The sequence below is a fragment of the Paenibacillus sp. FSL H7-689 genome (genome assembly GCF_000517905.1).
Classification (GTDB): Bacteria; Bacillota; Bacilli; order Paenibacillales; family Paenibacillaceae; genus Paenibacillus; species Paenibacillus amylolyticus.
In genome coordinates, this window is record NZ_ASPU01000008.1 from 19,422 (window position 1) to 35,978 (window position 16,557).

15 protein-coding genes and 1 other annotated feature are annotated in these 16,557 nt (G+C 45.2%); all 15 genes read left to right on the top strand.

Annotation, left to right across the window (positions count from 1 at the left end):
• Positions 1-51: 51 nt before the first annotated feature.
• The 15 genes from sigH to fusA all read left to right on the top strand — a co-directional run bounded on the left by sigH (position 52) and on the right by fusA (position 16,472).
• Positions 52-696 carry an RNA polymerase sporulation sigma factor SigH gene (gene sigH / locus C170_RS05445; protein ID WP_017692059.1) on the top strand — a complete coding sequence of 215 codons (645 nt, stop codon included), beginning with the start codon at positions 52-54 and terminating at the stop codon, positions 694-696.
• A 304-nt stretch (positions 697-1,000) separates the two neighbouring features.
• Positions 1,001-1,150 (top strand): 50S ribosomal protein L33, encoded by a 150-nt coding sequence (rpmG, locus tag C170_RS30370; protein ID WP_072735843.1) that lies wholly within the window; start codon positions 1,001-1,003, stop codon positions 1,148-1,150.
• A 17-nt stretch (positions 1,151-1,167) separates the two neighbouring features.
• Positions 1,168-1,359, top strand: coding sequence for a preprotein translocase subunit SecE (secE, locus tag C170_RS05450; RefSeq protein ID WP_017692060.1), 192 nt, complete (start codon positions 1,168-1,170; stop codon positions 1,357-1,359).
• A gap of 21 nt (positions 1,360-1,380) precedes the next feature.
• The gene (gene nusG, locus C170_RS05455; RefSeq protein WP_036607165.1) at positions 1,381-1,914 is read left to right on the top strand and encodes a transcription termination/antitermination protein NusG; all 534 of its coding nucleotides are present in this window, start codon (positions 1,381-1,383) and stop codon (positions 1,912-1,914) included.
• A 68-nt stretch (positions 1,915-1,982) separates the two neighbouring features.
• A complete protein-coding gene (rplK, locus tag C170_RS05460) occupies positions 1,983-2,408 on the top strand; it encodes a 50S ribosomal protein L11 (RefSeq protein WP_017692062.1) in 426 nt (141 codons plus the stop codon).
• Between the two features lie 94 nt (positions 2,409-2,502).
• The gene (gene rplA / locus C170_RS05465; protein WP_017692063.1) at positions 2,503-3,195 is read left to right on the top strand and encodes a 50S ribosomal protein L1; all 693 of its coding nucleotides are present in this window, start codon (positions 2,503-2,505) and stop codon (positions 3,193-3,195) included.
• A gap of 68 nt (positions 3,196-3,263) precedes the next feature.
• Positions 3,264-3,410 (top strand) — a sequence feature (ribosomal protein L10 leader region).
• A gap of 24 nt (positions 3,411-3,434) precedes the next feature.
• On the top strand, positions 3,435-3,938 hold the full coding sequence (gene rplJ, locus C170_RS05470; protein WP_036607167.1) for a 50S ribosomal protein L10: 504 nt from the start codon (positions 3,435-3,437) through the stop codon (positions 3,936-3,938).
• Positions 3,939-4,010: 72 nt separating this feature from the next.
• On the top strand, positions 4,011-4,370 hold the full coding sequence (gene rplL, locus C170_RS05475) for a 50S ribosomal protein L7/L12 (RefSeq protein WP_017692065.1): 360 nt from the start codon (positions 4,011-4,013) through the stop codon (positions 4,368-4,370).
• A gap of 96 nt (positions 4,371-4,466) precedes the next feature.
• A complete protein-coding gene (locus tag C170_RS05480; RefSeq protein ID WP_036607169.1) occupies positions 4,467-5,087 on the top strand; it encodes a class I SAM-dependent methyltransferase in 621 nt (206 codons plus the stop codon).
• A 394-nt stretch (positions 5,088-5,481) separates the two neighbouring features.
• Complete coding sequence (gene rpoB / locus C170_RS05485) at positions 5,482-9,027, top strand: DNA-directed RNA polymerase subunit beta (RefSeq protein ID WP_036607171.1); 3,546 nt, start codon at positions 5,482-5,484, stop codon at positions 9,025-9,027.
• A gap of 113 nt (positions 9,028-9,140) precedes the next feature.
• Positions 9,141-12,755: a DNA-directed RNA polymerase subunit beta' gene (rpoC, locus tag C170_RS05490; RefSeq protein ID WP_036607173.1), complete on the top strand. Its 3,615-nt coding sequence runs from the start codon at positions 9,141-9,143 to the stop codon at positions 12,753-12,755.
• A 206-nt stretch (positions 12,756-12,961) separates the two neighbouring features.
• The gene (locus C170_RS05495; protein WP_036607175.1) at positions 12,962-13,213 is read left to right on the top strand and encodes a ribosomal L7Ae/L30e/S12e/Gadd45 family protein; all 252 of its coding nucleotides are present in this window, start codon (positions 12,962-12,964) and stop codon (positions 13,211-13,213) included.
• A gap of 150 nt (positions 13,214-13,363) precedes the next feature.
• Positions 13,364-13,786: a 30S ribosomal protein S12 gene (gene rpsL / locus C170_RS05500; protein WP_017692070.1), complete on the top strand. Its 423-nt coding sequence runs from the start codon at positions 13,364-13,366 to the stop codon at positions 13,784-13,786.
• An 87-nt stretch (positions 13,787-13,873) separates the two neighbouring features.
• Complete coding sequence (gene rpsG / locus C170_RS05505) at positions 13,874-14,344, top strand: 30S ribosomal protein S7 (protein ID WP_017692071.1); 471 nt, start codon at positions 13,874-13,876, stop codon at positions 14,342-14,344.
• Positions 14,345-14,393: 49 nt separating this feature from the next.
• Positions 14,394-16,472, top strand: coding sequence for an elongation factor G (fusA, locus tag C170_RS05510; protein WP_036607177.1), 2,079 nt, complete (start codon positions 14,394-14,396; stop codon positions 16,470-16,472).
• Positions 16,473-16,557: the final 85 nt, after the last annotated feature.

The following is a 16,557-nucleotide window of genomic DNA, read 5'->3' on the forward strand; positions in this document are numbered from 1 at the left end:
TCATAGAGTAGAGTAACGGGGTACCTTGCGTTGCAGCCGGAGGGATTGTCTGTGAGTGTCGACCTCAAAGATATCATGTTATCTAAGTATGATTACCAAAGTGACGAAGACATTGTCGAAGCTTTCCGTGAAGGCGAAAGCGAAGCGTTAGAGTTTCTAATTAACAAATATCGTAACTTTGTACGCGCCAAGGCAAGATCTTATTTTCTGATTGGGGCAGACCGGGAAGATATTATTCAAGAAGGAATGATTGGCCTCTACAAATCCATTCGAGATTTCAAAGGGGACAAACTGGCTTCGTTCAAGGCTTTTGCCGAACTGTGTATTACAAGACAGATCATCACGGCGATTAAGACAGCAACACGTCAGAAGCATATTCCGCTTAATTCTTATGTATCTCTGGACAAGCCTATTTATGACGAAGAGTCTGATCGTACGTTACTCGATGTGATTTGTGGAACCCAGGTCAGTGATCCGGAAGAACTTATCATCAATCAGGAAGAGTTTGTGGGCCTGGAAGATAAAATGTCCGAGATTCTGAGTGATCTGGAACGTAAAGTATTGATGTTGTATCTGGACGGGAGATCTTATCAAGAGATTGCAGTAGATTTGGACAGACATGTGAAGTCCATTGATAATGCACTTCAGCGCGTCAAGCGCAAACTTGAAAAGTACCTGGAAGTTCGAGATAATTAAACACATGTTGTCGTTGACGGAAAAGGCTCGGTGTTTGAGTCTTTTTTTAGTGTCTCAAGTTTATAAAATCTAAGAATGTTTATACTAGTAATCGCTCGGTCCAAGCAGGAGAAGAGAAAAACAGAGATGAGAAACGAATGTACGTTGTACGGAAGTAATACCCAATGAATGAAAGACTATTCTTTCATTGACATGGTTATACCCTTGTGATAAAGTGTTTTAGGTAGGCCTAAATTTATGGCTTTTTTTCAGGATCAATTTAGAGACTCTGCTTGAATGTGGAAGTCTTCGGGAGGTGTACATCATGCGGGTAATTATTACTTTGGCTTGTACTAACTGCAAACAAAGAAATTACACTACGACAAAAAACAAGCGTAATCACCCCGACCGCATGGAGATGAAGAAATTTTGCAAGTTTTGTAACGAGCAGACTTCTCATCGCGAAACCAGATAGTTTTTGGAGGTGTCGGCGTGAAACGAAGTTTCAAATCTCTGATTTCCTTTTTCTCAGAAAGCTGGGCTGAACTTAAAAAAGTTCGCTGGCCTAATCGTAAAGAGCTGACCAACTACACATTGATCGTACTTGGTACTGTTGTGGTTATGACGCTGTTTTTTTGGGTCATTGACATTGGCATCTCCTTTGTGATCGAAGCGATTATTTAAGAAGGGTTCCGGTGGCTTGATATGGAAAAAAGATGGTACGTCGTTCATACCTATTCAGGGTATGAGAACAAGGTCAAAGCCAATTTGGAAAAACGCGTAGAGTCTATGGGCATGGAAGACAAGATATTCCGCGTTCTTGTTCCTATGGAAGAAGAAGTGGTAAACAAGGACGGTAAGAAAAAAACCGTTATGCGTAAAGTTTACCCCGGTTATGTCTTGGTGGAAATGGTACAGACGGATGATTCTTGGTATGTTGTTCGCAACACACCAGGGGTTACAGGATTTGTCGGTTCGACAGGTTCTGGGTCCAAACCAACTGCATTGTTGCCTGAAGAAGTGGAACAAATTCTGAAGCACATGGGAATGGTTGAGCCTAAGCCGAAAATTGAGTTCGATATTAAGGAATCCGTGCGTATTAAAGTCGGTCCTTTTGCGAATTTCGTAGGCTCCGTGGAAGAAATTTTGGTAGAGAAAAGCAAGTTGAAAGTGCACGTGAACATGTTTGGACGGGAAACGCCGCTTGAGTTGGAATACACACAAGTGGAGAAGATCTAGTTTCTTCAAGTTTCTTGTGGGAGGGTTGAAAAACCCGTTAACCACTATTTTGCAAGGAGGTGTCAATCATGGCGAAAAAAGTTATTAAAATGGTAAAACTGCAGATTCCAGCAGGTAAAGCAAACCCGGCACCACCAGTAGGTCCAGCTTTGGGTCAAGCAGGTGTCAACATCATGGCATTCTGTAAAGAATTCAACGCTCGTACAGCTGATCAAGCGGGATTGATTATTCCAGTTGAAATTTCTGTATTCGAGGACCGTTCCTTTACTTTCATCACTAAAACTCCACCAGCAGCAGTTCTGTTGAAAGTGGCAGCTAAAGTTGAAAAAGGATCCGGCGAACCGAACAAGAAAAAAGTTGCTACTGTTAAACGTGATGCGGTACGTCAAATCGCAGAAACAAAAATGCCTGACCTGAATGCAGCAGACGTTGAGTCCGCAATGCGTATGGTCGAAGGTACTGCCCGCAGCATGGGTATCACCATCGAAGACTAATTTTCATAAGAAACATGGCTTCGTAAAACCGGTCGATTCGCGACCGGTTGATGTGGGAGGTATATCCGCTAACACCACAAAGGAGGAATAAAACATGGCTAAACACGGTAAAAAATACCTGGAAGCTGCTAAGCTGATTGACAGCGAAGCAACTTACGAGCCTTCAGAAGCTGTAGAGCTTGTGAAAAAGGCAGCTACTGCAAAATTCGATGAAACAATCGAAGCAGCAGTTCGTTTGGGCGTAGACCCTCGTAAGCAAGACCAGGCTGTACGTGGTGTTGTTGTCTTGCCACACGGCACAGGTAAAACACAACGCGTATTGGTATTTGCAAAAGGTGACAAAGCGAAAGAAGCGGAAGCGGCTGGCGCGGACTATGTTGGTGATGCAGACATGATCAACAAAATCCAACAAGGCTGGTTCGAATTCGACGTCTGCGTAGCGACACCAGATATGATGAGTGAAGTAGGTAAATTGGGCCGACTGCTTGGCGGTAAAGGTCTGATGCCTAACCCTAAAGCCGGAACGGTAACTTTCGATGTAACTAAGGCTGTTCAAGAAATTAAAGCCGGTAAAATCGAATATCGTCTGGATCGTGCAGGTCAAATTCATGCACCGATTGGTAAAGCTTCTTTCTCTTCTGAGCAACTTAATGAGAACTTCAAAGCTCTCATGGAAGCTCTGAATCGTGCTAAACCAGCGGCAGCAAAAGGTGTTTATCTGAAGAATGTTAGTCTTTCTTCCACGATGGGCCCTGGCGCACGCGTGAACGCAGCAGCTTTTAGATAATATCTCTTGACAGGCTTGTCCTGTTTTTGATAAGATATAAAAGTTGTGAGTCCGAGTGACTGACCGTTGACATTTGAATATGCTTGCCGTAGACAGTAGGTGCCATTTGGCTTAATTTCCTGCCGAGGTGTGATTATAGAACTTAGAACGATGCAAATCGATGATGAGTATATATCAAGCCTTCGTGATTCTACGGAGGCTTTTCTTAATGGGATAAATTTGATCAGGAGGTGTACAGATTGGCAAACGCAAAAGTGATTCAAGCAAAACAAGAATCCGTTGATGCAGTAACAGCAAAATTGCGCGAGAGCGTTACAACTGTTGTTGTTGACTATCGCGGATTGAACGTTGCCCAAGTAACTGAGTTGCGTAAGCAACTTCGTGAAGCAGGGATCGAATTCCAAGTGCTGAAAAACTCGTTGCTTCGCCGTGCAGCTGCAGCAGCAGAACTGACAGAACTTGAAAATGTTCTTACAGGTCCTACTGCAATTGCATTCAGCGTAAATGACGTTGTGGCTCCAGCTAAAATTCTGAACGACTTCGCGAAAAAGAACGATGCACTGGAATTGAAAGGTGCAGTCGTAGAAGGTCGCGTAATCGGAGTAGAAGAAGTTAAGGCATTGGCAGAACTGCCATCCCGCGATGGACTCCTCTCCATGCTCCTCAGCGTGCTTCAAGCGCCAGTGCGCAACTTCGCGCTTGCGGTTAAAGCAGTTGCAGAAAAAGAAGAACAAGGCGCGTAAGCAATTTGATCTGAATGCTGCTTAGGCGGCAAATGAATTAAAAAAAATAATATTATATATGGAGGTTCACTCATGAGTAAAGAGCAAATCTTGGAAGCAATCAAAGGCATGACTGTACTGGAATTGAACGATCTTGTTAAAGCAATCGAAGAAGAATTCGGCGTAACTGCTGCAGCTCCAGTAGCTGCTGCAGGTGCAGTAGCTTCTGCTGAAGCTGAGCAATCCGAGTTCGACGTAATCTTGACTAGCGCTGGTGCTTCCAAAATCAACGTTATCAAAGCAGTTCGCGAAATCACAGGTCTTGGCCTGAAAGAAGCAAAAGAATTGGTTGACAACGCTCCAAAAGCATTGAAAGAAAAAGTTGCTAAAGAAGAAGCAGAAGCGGTTAAAGCTAAGCTTGAAGAAGCAGGCGCTTCAGTTGAAGTTAAATAATTTAGCTATTACAAGCTAAATGAACAAAACAACAAACCCCTTGACTTATATCAAGGGGTTTGTTGCTGTAATTGTAAATGGAAAGTGAGTGAGGGCATGTCCAATCATTATTATTCGGACAAACCACAAGTGGCGCATGATCGCAGAGCAACTGAAGCGGTTCTTCGCGGATTCAGTCTGCGATTCGTGACGGATGCCGGTGTGTTTTCCAAAAACGGAATCGATTATGGCAGCAGAGTATTGATTGATGCGATAGAGTTGCCATCAGGGGCTCATGTTCTCGATGTGGGCTGTGGATACGGGCCAATGGGTCTTACAGCAGCCAAACTTGTACCGGATGGGCATGTCACCATGATCGATATCAACGAGAGAGCCGTTGAACTTTCCAGGGAAAATGCAAAAGCGAACGGAATTAACAATGTTACGGTATTGCAAAGTAATCTACTGGCTGAAGTAAAAAAGCAAGATTTTGACGTTATCCTAACCAACCCGCCTATACGGGCTGGGAAAGAGACGGTTCATACTATTTTCGAACAGGCACATCGCCATCTGAAGGTAGGCGGTTCGTTGTGGATTGTCATTCAGAAGAAACAAGGAGCCCCGTCAGCGAAAGCAAAATTGGAATCTTTGTTTGGAAGAGTGGAAGAAGTGACGAAGGATAAAGGCTATCGGATTTTCAAAGCGGTGAAATCGGAAGAGGTATCTACTAAAAGCTGAATCCGAGTTTGTAAAGTAAGCAGGGGATCATTTTTTTTGCAATAGGACTATTGACTTGAAATTCAGGTCGTGGTATAGTTGTAAAATGTCAGTATTAAGATGCCCTACTTGGCTTTAGCTAACTAAAAATGTCAACCTTTTTTTACGCCGAACGGGCTTATTATGCCTACGTTTGGCGTATAATATGTGCATTTTGGGCAAACTGGGGATAAGAATGATTTGGAAAGACATCCGCCGATCAAAGTTGCTCTTTTTTCGAACGACATTTCGAGTAAGGGCTTTTCTTTATTTGTGGATGCATTGCTTTGCTCTGTATGTGTACCATTATAAGGTTACAAACAGAGGTTCGCAACGAAATTTTTAAAGTGAGTAGACATTGAGGGGTGAGTTTAAGTTGGCAGGACATCTTGTTCAATATGGTCGACGCACTCGGCGCAGTTATGCACGAATTAACGAGATACTCGAAGTTCCGAACCTGATTGAAATCCAACAAAAATCCTATGATTGGTTTTTGGAGGAAGGGTTGCGCGAAATGTTCCAGGATATCTCGCCGATCCAGGATTTTACAGGTAACTTGATTTTGGAATTTATCGATTACAGTCTCGGTGAACCGAAGTATACAGTAGACGACGCAAAAGAGCGTGACGTTACGTATGCAGCACCGCTTCGGGTCAAAGTCCGGCTCATTAATAAGGAAACCGGCGAAGTCAAAGAGCAGGAAGTATTCATGGGAGATTTCCCGCTGATGACCAACACGGGCACATTTATTATTAATGGTGCGGAACGGGTTATTGTCAGCCAGTTGGTTCGCTCTCCTAGCGTTTACTTCAGTACCAAAGTAGATAAAAACGCCAAAAAAACGTATACCGCTACAGTTATTCCTAACCGCGGCGCTTGGTTGGAACTGGAGATGGACGCGAAGGATGTTGTTTATGTCCGGATCGACCGTACACGTAAAATACCGGTTACGGTTCTCCTGCGTTCACTTGGTTTTGGCACAGATGCTGAGATTCTGGATCTGCTCGGTAATGACGAATATATCCGCAACACACTGGACAAAGACAACACGGATTCCACGGAGAAAGCACTCATTGAGATCTATGAGCGTCTTCGTCCGGGCGAGCCGCCAACGCTGGATAATGCGAAAAGCTTGCTCGTAGCACGTTTCTTTGATCCAAAACGTTATGACCTGGCTAATGTAGGTCGTTACAAAATGAACAAAAAGCTTCACATCAAAAACCGTTTGTTTAACCAGCGTTTGGCTGAATCACTTGTTGACGCTGAAACAGGCGAGATTATTGCTGAAGCAGGTCAAATGGTGGATCGTCGCTTGTTGGATGAAATCATGCCGTATCTGGAGAAGAGCGTTGGTTTCCGCACGTATCACGTGGGTAACGGTGTTCTGGATGCTAATGATGTTCCTATGCAAACGATCGATGTATTTTCACCAACAGAAGATGGTAAAGTAGTCAAACTGATTGCCAATGGAATCATTGACAAGTCCGTTAAAAACGTGACGCCGGCGGATATCATTTCGTCCATCAGTTATTTCCTTAACCTTCTGCAGGGAATTGGTAGCACGGATGATATTGACCATCTGGGTAACCGTCGTTTGCGTTCGGTGGGTGAACTCCTGCAGAATCAGTTCCGTATCGGTTTGTCCCGTATGGAGCGTGTGGTTCGTGAGAGAATGTCCATTCAGGATGCTAACGTAATTACACCACAGGCATTGATCAACATACGTCCTGTTATTGCATCGATTAAAGAGTTCTTTGGTAGCTCTCAGTTGTCACAATTTATGGATCAAACGAACCCGCTGGGTGAGTTGACACATAAACGTCGTTTGTCCGCACTCGGACCCGGTGGTTTGACACGTGAGCGCGCAGGTATGGAAGTGCGTGACGTCCATCCATCCCACTATGGCCGTATGTGTCCAATCGAGACGCCAGAGGGACCAAACATCGGTTTGATCAACTCCTTGTCTACGTTCGCCCGTGTGAATGAATATGGCTTCATTGAAGCTCCATATCGTTGGGTTGATCCGAAGACAGGTATTGTAACCGAGCAAATTGATTACCTGACAGCGGACGAAGAGGACAACTATGTTATCGCGCAAGCGAATGCGAAGCTGAATGAAGATAGTACATTTGAAGAAGAAGCGATCATTGTACGTTATAACAAACAGTCGGATAACATCCTTACGATGCCGAGTGAGCGCGTTGACTACATGGACGTATCTCCTAAGCAAGTTGTATCCGTCGCTACAGCGCTTATTCCGTTCCTTGAGAACGATGACTCCAACCGTGCGCTCATGGGATCAAACATGCAGCGGCAGGCCGTTCCACTTTTGATTCCTAAAGCACCTCTTGTGGGAACAGGTATGGAACACAAAGCCGCGAAAGATTCCGGTGTATGTATTGTCTCCGATTATGACGGAATTATTGAACGATCTACTGCGAACGAGATTTGGGTCCGTCGTGTTGAAGAAGTGGACGGTCAGGAAGTTAAAGGCGATATCGTTAAATATAAATTACACAAATTTATGCGTTCGAACCAAGGAACATGCATTAACCAACGTCCGATTGTCAAAAGAGGTGTCGCTGTCAAAGCTGGTGATATCCTCGCTGATGGTCCTTCAACGGAAATGGGTGAATTGGCTCTGGGACGTAACGTTGTTGTTGCCTTCATGACTTGGGAAGGTTACAACTACGAGGATGCGATCTTGCTCAGTGAAAAACTCGTTAAGGAAGATGTATATACATCCATCCATATCGAGGAGTATGAGTCAGAAGCACGTGATACCAAGCTTGGACCTGAAGAGATCACACGTGATATCCCTAACGTTGGGGAAGAAGCGTTGCGTAACTTGGATGAGCGCGGTATTATCCGCATCGGTGCTGAGATCAGTGCTGGCGACATTCTGGTTGGTAAAGTAACACCTAAGGGTGTAACAGAGCTGACAGCAGAAGAACGTCTCTTGCATGCGATCTTTGGTGAGAAAGCACGTGAAGTACGTGATACTTCCTTGCGTGTACCACATGGTACTGACGGTATCGTAGTAGACGTGAAAGTATTTACCCGTGAAAACGGTGATGAGCTGCCTCCAGGTGTTAACCAACTCGTTCGTGTATATATCGCTCAAAAACGGAAAATTTCCGAGGGTGATAAAATGGCCGGACGTCACGGTAACAAAGGGGTCGTGGCCCGCATCTTGCCGGAAGAAGATATGCCTTTCCTGCCAGACGGTACACCGGTTCAGATCGTTCTTAACCCACTGGGCGTACCTTCCCGGATGAATATCGGTCAAGTACTCGAGGTTCACTTGGGTATGGCGGCGATGCAACTGGGTATTCACGTAGCAACTCCTGTATTCGACGGAGCGAAGGAGTATGACGTCTTCGATACGATGGAAGAAGCGGGTATGCAACGTAATGGTAAAACTGTCCTGTATGATGGTCGTACAGGTGAAGAGTTTGAACGTGAAGTTACCGTAGGTGTCATGCACATGATCAAATTGGCACACATGGTTGATGATAAGATCCATGCCCGTTCTACAGGTCCTTACTCACTTGTTACGCAACAACCATTGGGTGGTAAAGCTCAATTCGGTGGACAGCGTTTCGGGGAGATGGAAGTATGGGCGCTTGAGGCATACGGTGCTGCTTATACACTGCAAGAAATCTTGACTGTTAAATCCGATGACGTTGTTGGTCGGGTTAAAACGTATGAATCCATTGTCAAAGGTGAGAATGTTCCGGAACCAGGTGTTCCTGAATCATTCAAAGTATTGATCAAAGAGCTGCAAAGCTTGGGTATGGACGTTAAGATTTTGAGTGAAGATGAGCAAGAGATTGAAATGAGAGAAATGGACGATGAAGATGACGCTGCGAGCGATAAGCTCAGCCTCAACCTTGAGGGTACAGAGGTCGGAGCGGAATAAACCGCTTCGAGCGCATGATGACCGGCGTTTTTCATCAGGCTCACGTCTTGCTCCGGCTTCGGCCGGAGTGGGCGTAACCTAGATTACAGGAATTGGTTAAGGAGGGTTGCTCCTTGTTGGACGTCAACAATTTCGAATACATGAAGATCGGGCTTGCTTCCCCAGAGAAAATTCGTTCTTGGTCCCGCGGAGAAGTGAAAAAACCGGAAACGATCAACTATCGTACGTTGAAACCGGAAAAAGAAGGGCTGTTCTGCGAAAAGATTTTTGGCCCTACAAAAGACTGGGAATGTCATTGCGGTAAATACAAACGCGTCCGTTATAAAGGCGTTGTCTGTGATCGTTGTGGCGTTGAAGTAACACGTGCGAAAGTACGCCGCGAACGGATGGGCCACATTGAGCTCGCTGCTCCGGTATCGCATATCTGGTACTTCAAAGGTATTCCGAGCCGTATGGGTCTTGCTCTGGATATGTCTCCAAGATCTCTTGAAGAGATTATTTATTTTGCATCATATGTTGTAACTGATCCAGGAGAAACTCCACTGGAGAAAAAACAGCTGTTGTCCGAGAAAGAATACCGCAGCTACCGTGAAAAATACGGCTATGGTTTCCATGCTGGCATGGGCGCAGAAGCGGTTAAAAAATTGCTTCAAGACCTTGATATAGACAAAGAGCTCGAGTTCCTGAAAGAAGAGCTCCGGACTGCGCAAGGACAACGTCGTAATCGTGCAATCAAACGTCTGGAAGTTATCGAAGCATTCCGCAACTCCGGCAACAAGCCAGAGTGGATGATCATGGATGTACTTCCTGTTATCCCGCCGGAACTTCGTCCAATGGTACAGTTGGATGGTGGACGTTTTGCAACGTCTGACCTGAATGACTTGTACCGCCGTGTAATCAACCGGAACAACCGTCTGAAACGTCTGCTTGATCTGGGCGCGCCAGATATTATCGTGCAAAATGAAAAACGGATGTTGCAGGAAGCTGTTGACGCATTGATCGATAATGGTCGTCGTGGCCGCCCGGTAACGGGTCCTGGTAACCGTCCATTGAAATCTCTCAGCCACATGCTGAAAGGTAAACAAGGACGTTTCCGTCAAAACTTGCTCGGTAAACGGGTTGACTATTCTGGTCGTTCCGTTATCGTTGTTGGACCTTACCTGAAAATGTATCAGTGTGGTTTGCCAAAAGATATGGCACTTGAATTGTTCAAGCCTTTTGTTATGAAAGAGCTTGTAAATAAAGGGCTTGCCCACAACATCAAGAGCGCAAAACGTAAAGTTGAGCGTGTAAGTCCTGAAGTATGGGATGTTCTTGAAGAAGTAATCAAGGAGCATCCGGTTCTGTTGAACCGTGCCCCTACGCTTCACAGACTCGGTATTCAAGCATTTGAACCGATTCTCGTTGAAGGTAAAGCAATTCGTCTTCACCCGCTCGTATGTACGGCATACAATGCCGACTTTGACGGTGACCAAATGGCCGTGCACGTTCCCTTGTCCGCTGAAGCTCAAGCGGAAGCACGTATCCTGATGCTTGCATCGGGTAACATTTTGAACCCTAAAGACGGTAAACCGGTTGTTACTCCTTCCCAGGATATGGTGCTTGGTTCTTACTACCTCACTATGGATAACAAGGAAGAAAAGGGCACAGGTATGATCTTGCGTACAGTTAACGAAGCTGTATCGGCATACCAACGTGGTACTGCTGGTCTGCATGCGCGTGTAGCTATTCCGGTTAAGGCGCTTGGTAAAACAAGCTTCACGGAAGAACAACAAGAAGGAATGTTGCTGACAACTGTCGGTAAAATTATCTTCAATGAAATTTTCCCGGCAAGCTTCCCGTATATCAATGATGCGACTCGTGCTAACCTGTACCAAGGTACTGCAGATCACTCATTTGTATATGAAAAAGGTGCTGATCTCAGAGAAGCTATTATGAATGCTCCTCTGGCTGGCGGTGTCGGTAAAGAATACCTCGGCTCCATCATTGCACGTTGTTTTGAAATTTATCACACAACGGAAACAGCCGTTATTTTGGATAAAATCAAACAACTTGGTTTCACATACTCTACACGTGCCGGTATTACGGTTGCGGTATCTGATGTTATCGTTCCTCCTGAGAAGTTTGAAATTCTTAGACAGTCTGAGGAAAAAGCACAAATCGTTACGAATCAGTACCGTCGTGGTCTGATTACGAATGAGGAGCGCTATGACCGTATCATTGATATCTGGTCAAAATCCAAAGATGACATCACTGAGATTCTGATGAAGTCCATGGATCGTTACAACTCGATCATGATGATGGTAGACTCCAAAGCACGGGGTAACAAATCGCAAATCACCCAATTGGGCGGTATGCGTGGTCTGATGGCCAACCCATCTGGTCGAATTATCGAACTCCCAATCAAATCGAACTTCCGTGAAGGTCTGACGGTACTCGAGTACTTTATCTCCACTCACGGAGCGCGTAAAGGTTTGGCGGATACAGCCCTGCGTACAGCCGATTCAGGTTACCTGACTCGTCGTCTCGTAGACGTAGCCCAAGACGTAATCGTGCGTGATGATGATTGTGGTACAGATAAAGGCTTTACGGTAAGTCGTATCCAGGATGGTAAAGAGGTTATCGAAGATCTCTACGACCGTATTGAAGGCAGATACTGCTTCGAGACACTTCGTCATCCGGAAACGAAAGAAATCATTGTAGGTCGCAATGAATTGATTGACTCCGATAAAGCAGAAGCGATTATCAAAGCAGGTATTACTAAATTGCAAATCCGCTCCGTCCTCAGCTGCCGTGCAAGTCATGGTGTCTGCAAGAAGTGTTATGGTCGCAACCTCGCGACTGGTAAACACGTGGAGATCGGTGAAGCAGTTGGTATTATCGCAGCACAGTCCATTGGTGAGCCAGGAACACAGCTTACAATGCGTACGTTCCATACCGGTGGTGTAGCCGGAGACGATATTACGCAAGGTTTGCCACGTATCCAGGAGTTGTTCGAAGCTCGTAATCCTAAGGGTCAAGCAACGATCAGTGAAATCGATGGTGTGGTTAAAGAGATTCGCGAAGCGAAAGATCGTCGTGAAATCGAAATTCAAGGTGAAGCGGAATCCAAAGTATACGCCGTTACCTACGGTTCCCGTGTGCGCGTAAGCGAAGGCGCGGAAGTTGAAGCGGGTGACGAGTTGACAGACGGTTCCATTGATCCAAAAGAGATGTTACGGATTAAAGGTATACGTGGTGTACAAAACTACATTCTGCAGGAAGTACAACGCGTATATCGTAACCAAGGCGTAGAAATTAACGATAAGCACGTTGAAGTTATGATCCGTCAAATGCTGCGTAAAATCCGTATCGTAGATGCAGGAGATACAACGCTGTTGCCAGGATCGTTCGTGGATATGCATGAGTACGAAAGAGCTAACAAAATTGCGATTCTTAGTGATAAAGAGCCGGCGGTTGCTAAACCAATCCTGCTCGGTATTACGAAAGCATCCCTGGAAACAGACTCCTTCCTCTCGGCGGCTTCGTTCCAAGAAACTACACGTGTATTGACAGATGCAGCGATCAAAGGTAAAGTCGATCAGTTGCTCGGTCTGAAGGAAAATGTAATCATCGGTAAATTGATTCCTGCAGGTACAGGTATGCACCGTTACCGCAGCATCAAATTTGCTGAGCCAGAAGATGGCCAATCTTCAGTAGAAGAACTTGAGCCAGTTTCGGTTGATTAAATATATTTCTCCTCATTAGAGGAGAGTGAAAGTTTTGTGCGTCAGGAGACGGACGTTTGTATGATACAGGCGGACGAATCCTGATGTACGTAAACTTTTAAAAAAAATGTTTTAGGATTAGCATTGACAATGCTTGCGCTAGATGCTAATATATCAAAGGTGCGTGGGCAGCTGATTGTACATGGTTCTATTCGGAGGAATACACAATGTCTAATGAAAAAGCCTTGCAAGATGCTCATGTCAAAATAGGTACCAAACAGACCATGCGGATGGTGCAGACAGGTATGGCTTCTGAAGTCTATGTCGCAGAAGATAGTGATCCGCAGCTTACTTCCAAAATCATTGCTTTGTGTGAACAACACAATGTAAAATGCACGAAAGTGGATACAATGAAAAATCTCGGCAAGGCTTGCGGGATTGGAGTAGGAGCAGCTATGGCTGCTGTCGTAAAATCATAGGGTAAGGAACGTTTTTGTCCGAGAACTTTTAAGGATTCTCCAAGGCAAAAACTTTTCATTTGTCTTTTTATGAACCGCCTGGGTCTGTGGACTTAGTGCAAAGAGGTTTGTAAAGAAACATGAATATTTGAGGAAGGGGGTGGCAATCACATGCCAACTATTAACCAACTGGTTCGTAAAGGACGTCAAGCAAAAGTTGAGAAGTCAAAATCTCCAGCTTTGCAAAAAGGATTCAACGCTTTGAAACGTGAATCTACTAACATCAGTGCCCCACAAAAACGTGGTGTCTGCACTCGTGTAGGTACAATGACTCCACGTAAACCAAACTCTGCACTTCGTAAGTATGCCCGTGTTCGTTTGACGAACCGTCTCGAGGTTACTGCTTATATCCCGGGAATCGGACATAACCTTCAAGAGCACAGTGTGGTATTGATCCGCGGAGGTAAAGTTAAAGACCTTGCAGGAGTTCGTTATCACATCGTTCGTGGAGCTCTCGATACTGCTGGTGTAAACAACCGTATGCAAGCTCGTTCGAAATACGGCGCTAAGCGTCCAAAAGCTAAAAAAGCCTAAACTATTATAGGCAGATAGCCTGAAAGCCTTCTGGTCTAAGTCTGGAAGGTACAGGATCTGCTGAACAAGAAAGAAAGGGGGATATCCATGCCACGCAAAGGTCCAGTTACGAAAAGAGACGTTCTGCCTGATCCGTTATATAACAGCAAGTTGGTTACTCGTTTAATCAACCGCATCATGATCGGCGGAAAACGCGGTGTTGCTCAAAGCATTCTGTATAATGCGTTCAAGTTGATTCAAGAACGTACGGGTAATGACCCTATGGAAGTATTTGAAGCAGCAATCAAGAACATCATGCCAGTCCTGGAAGTTAAAGCTCGCCGTGTCGGCGGTGCCAACTACCAAGTACCAATCGAGGTGAAACCAGAGAGACGTACTGCTCTGGGATTACGTTGGCTCGTGAACTACTCCCGCAACCGCGGTGAGAAAACAATGGAAGAGCGTTTGGCGGCTGAGATCATCGACGCTTCCAACAACACAGGCGCTTCCGTTAAAAAACGTGAAGATACGCACAAAATGGCTGAAGCGAACAAAGCGTTTGCTCACTACCGTTGGTAGGATTCAGTTCACAATAAAAAAACTTCAATTTTGAAGGGAGACCCATTTCATGGCTAGAGAGTTCTCCTTAAAAAATACACGTAATATCGGGATCATGGCTCATATTGATGCGGGTAAAACCACGACAACTGAGCGGATCCTGTTTTACACAGGACGTACGCACAAAATCGGTGAAGTACACGAAGGCGCTGCGACAATGGACTGGATGGAACAGGAACAGGAGCGCGGAATTACGATTACTTCCGCTGCAACTACCGCTGCTTGGAAAGGCCACCGCGTTAATATTATTGATACCCCGGGACACGTTGACTTCACTGTTGAAGTTGAACGTTCCCTTCGTGTATTGGACGGAGCAGTTGGTGTATTCAGTGCGAAAGAAGGCGTTGAGCCTCAGTCCGAAACCGTATGGAGACAGGCTGACAAGTACGGCGTACCTCGTATCGCATATGTAAACAAAATGGATATCATCGGTGCTGACTTCCTGAACGTTGTATCTGACATGCGTGATCGCCTTCAAGCGAACGCTGTTGCGATTCAACTTCCAATCGGCGCTGAAAATGATTTCAAAGGTATCATCGATATCGTTGCACAAAGAGCTCATATGTACAAAGATGACCTTGGTCAAGATATCGAAGAAACCGACATTCCTGCAGAGTTTGCAGATCAAGTTGAAGAACTTCGCAATGAGTTGATTGAACGCGTTGCTGAACTGGATGAAGATTTGACAATGAAATACCTGGAAGGCGAAGAGATCACAATTGATGAGATCAAAACCGTACTCCGTAAAGGTGTTGTAGATGTTAAGATCTTCCCAGTTATCTGTGGATCCTCATATCGTAACAAAGGTGTTCAACTGATGTTGGATGCTGTTATCGACTACTTGCCAGCTCCAACAGATGTTGCATCGATCACGGGACATCTTGAAGATGGAACTGAAGCAATTCGTAAGTCATCCGATGAAGAGCCATTCTCCGCATTGGCATTCAAAATTATGACTGACCCTTACGTTGGTAAATTGACATTCTTCCGCGTATACTCTGGTGTTCTTCAATCCGGATCATATGTATTGAATGCCACTAAAAACAAACGTGAGCGTATCGGTCGTATCCTTCAAATGCATGCGAACAGCCGTCAAGAAATCACTGTAGTTTACTCCGGTGATATTGCAGCTGCCGTAGGTTTGAAAGATACAGGTACAGGTGATACACTATGTGATGAGAAAAATCCGGTTATCCTGGAGTCAATGAACTTCCCTGATCCGGTTATCGAAATCGCTGTTGAACCTAAAACCAAAGCTGACCAGGATAAACTGGGTGTTGCTCTCGGTAAGTTGACTGAAGAGGATCCAACTCTTCGTGCTCATACTGACGAAGAAACAGGCCAAACGATCTTGGCAGGTATGGGTGAGCTTCACCTTGATATCATCATCGACCGTATGCGTCGTGAGTTCAAGGTTGAAACTACTGTGGGTAAACCACAAGTAGCTTACCGTGAAACATTCCGTGCTCCAGCGCGCGTTGAAGGTAAATTCGTACGTCAATCCGGTGGTCGTGGTCAATACGGTCACGTATGGGTTGAATTCGAACCTCTCGAGCCGGGTACAGGCAGCCAGTTCGAAAGTAAGGTTGTCGGTGGTTCCGTACCAAGAGAATACATTCAACCTGCACTGTCAGGGATTGAAGAGCAAATGAAAAACGGCGTTATTGCAGGCTTCCCGCTTGTTGACGTTAAGGCTACAATCGTAGACGGATCTTACCATGATGTCGATTCCAATGAGATGGCATTTAAAATTGCCGGATCTATGGCGCTTAAAGCGGCTAAAGACAAGTGTAAACCAGTTCTGCTTGAGCCTATCATGAAAGTAGAAGTAACTGTTCCAGAAGAGTACATGGGTGACGTAATGGGTATGTTGAACTCCCGTCGTGGCCGCATCGAAGGTATGGATTCCCGTAGTGGAGCTCAAATCATCCGTGCTAAGGTACCTCTGTCTGAAATGTTTGGTTACTCTACAACTCTTCGTTCCGGTACTCAAGGACGCGGCGTATTCTCCATGGAACTCTCTCACTATGAAGAAGTTCCTAAGAGCATCGCTGAAGAAATCGTTGCCAAAACAAAAGGCACCGAGTAGTTTTCTCACACTGGATGCAAGTGCATAAGAATTAAATTCGGAGCACTTCATTCAGTGAAAACATAAAATTATAATTTTAAGGAGG

What these genes read in the sequence shown, in the direction of transcription:
- rplA (WP_017692063.1), top strand. Translation starts at nt 2,503, where the DNA reads ATGGCTAAACACGGTAAAAAATACCTGGAAGCTGCTAAGCTGATTGAC.
- rpmG (WP_072735843.1), top strand. Translation starts at nt 1,001, where the DNA reads ATGCGGGTAATTATTACTTTGGCTTGTACTAACTGCAAACAAAGAAAT.
- nusG (WP_036607165.1), top strand. Translation starts at nt 1,381, where the DNA reads ATGGAAAAAAGATGGTACGTCGTTCATACCTATTCAGGGTATGAGAAC.
- rpsG (WP_017692071.1), top strand. Translation starts at nt 13,874, where the DNA reads ATGCCACGCAAAGGTCCAGTTACGAAAAGAGACGTTCTGCCTGATCCG.
- C170_RS05480 (WP_036607169.1), top strand. Translation starts at nt 4,467, where the DNA reads ATGTCCAATCATTATTATTCGGACAAACCACAAGTGGCGCATGATCGC.
- rpsL (WP_017692070.1), top strand. Translation starts at nt 13,364, where the DNA reads ATGCCAACTATTAACCAACTGGTTCGTAAAGGACGTCAAGCAAAAGTT.
- C170_RS05495 (WP_036607175.1), top strand. Translation starts at nt 12,962, where the DNA reads ATGTCTAATGAAAAAGCCTTGCAAGATGCTCATGTCAAAATAGGTACC.
- fusA (WP_036607177.1), top strand. Translation starts at nt 14,394, where the DNA reads ATGGCTAGAGAGTTCTCCTTAAAAAATACACGTAATATCGGGATCATG.
- rplL (WP_017692065.1), top strand. Translation starts at nt 4,011, where the DNA reads ATGAGTAAAGAGCAAATCTTGGAAGCAATCAAAGGCATGACTGTACTG.
- rplK (WP_017692062.1), top strand. Translation starts at nt 1,983, where the DNA reads ATGGCGAAAAAAGTTATTAAAATGGTAAAACTGCAGATTCCAGCAGGT.